The sequence below is a fragment of the Serratia sp. OS31 genome, assembly GCF_014164835.1.
In the GTDB taxonomy this organism is placed as follows: Bacteria; Pseudomonadota; Gammaproteobacteria; order Enterobacterales; family Enterobacteriaceae; genus Serratia; species Serratia liquefaciens_A.
Genome location: NZ_JACJFQ010000085.1, coordinates 1 through 1667 on the forward strand (window position 1 = coordinate 1; position 1667 = coordinate 1667).

Annotated in this window: 1 rRNA gene; it reads left to right on the forward strand. The window is 51.5% G+C overall.

Going from position 1 to position 1667, the window contains the following annotated elements:
- Positions 1–159 precede the first annotated feature (159 nt).
- Positions 160–1667, forward strand: a 23S ribosomal RNA gene (locus H5P17_RS26370); the annotation flags it as partial.

Genomic DNA, 1667 nt, shown 5'->3' on the forward strand with positions numbered 1-1667 from the left:
TTGCTCTTTAACAATCTGGAACAAGCTGAAAATTGAAACATGACAGCTGAAACTTATCCCTCCGTAGATGTATTGGGGTAAGGATTAACCTGTCATAGAGTCTCTCAAATAAACAGCACGACAGTGTTCTCTGTTTACAGAAACACCTTCGGGTTGTGAGGTTAAGTGACTAAGCGTACACGGTGGATGCCTAGGCAGTCAGAGGCGATGAAGGGCGTGCTAATCTGCGATAAGCGTCGGTAAGGTGATATGAACCGTAATAACCGGCGATACCCGAATGGGGAAACCCAGTGCAATTCGTTGCACTATCATACGATGAATACATAGTCGTATGAGGCGAACCGGGGGAACTGAAACATCTAAGTACCCCGAGGAAAAGAAATCAACCGAGATTCCCCCAGTAGCGGCGAGCGAACGGGGAGGAGCCCAGAACCTGAATCAGTTCTTGTGTTAGTGGAAGCGTCTGGAAAGTCGCACAGTAAAGGGTGATAGTCCCGTACACTAAAATGCATTAACTGTGAGTTCGATGAGTAGGGCGGGACACGTGACATCCTGTCTGAATATGGGGGGACCATCCTCCAAGGCTAAATACTCCTGACTGACCGATAGTGAACCAGTACCGTGAGGGAAAGGCGAAAAGAACCCCGGCGAGGGGAGTGAAATAGAACCTGAAACCGTGTACGTACAAGCAGTGGGAGCACCTTCGTGGTGTGACTGCGTACCTTTTGTATAATGGGTCAGCGACTTATATTTTGTAGCAAGGTTAACCGTATAGGGGAGCCGTAGGGAAACCGAGTCTTAACTGGGCGACTAGTTGCAAGGTATAGACCCGAAACCCGGTGATCTAGCCATGGGCAGGTTGAAGGTTGGGTAACACTAACTGGAGGACCGAACCGACTAATGTTGAAAAATTAGCGGATGACTTGTGGCTGGGGGTGAAAGGCCAATCAAACCGGGAGATAGCTGGTTCTCCCCGAAAGCTATTTAGGTAGCGCCTCGTGAACTCATCTTCGGGGGTAGAGCACTGTTTCGGCTAGGGGGCCATCCCGGCTTACCAAACCGATGCAAACTCCGAATACCGAAGAATGTTATCACGGGAGACACACGGCGGGTGCTAACGTCCGTCGTGAAGAGGGAAACAACCCAGACCGCCAGCTAAGGTCCCAAAGTCATGGTTAAGTGGGAAACGATGTGGGAAGGCATAGACAGCCAGGATGTTGGCTTAGAAGCAGCCATCATTTAAAGAAAGCGTAATAGCTCACTGGTCGAGTCGGCCTGCGCGGAAGATGTAACGGGGCTAAACCATGCACCGAAGCTGCGGCAGCGACGCTTAGGCGTTGTTGGGTAGGGGAGCGTTCTGTAAGCCGTTGAAGGTGGCCTGTGAGGGTTGCTGGAGGTATCAGAAGTGCGAATGCTGACATAAGTAACGATAAAGCGGGTGAAAAACCCGCTCGCCGGAAGACCAAGGGTTCCTGTCCAACGTTAATCGGGGCAGGGTGAGTCGACCCCTAAGGCGAGGCCGAAAGGCGTAGTCGATGGGAAACAGGTTAATATTCCTGTACTCGGTGTTACTGCGAAGGGGGGACGGAGAAGGCTAGGCTAGCCGGGCGACGGTTGTCCCGGTTTAAGCGTGTAGGGGGAGTGACCTGGTAAATCCGGTTACTTAT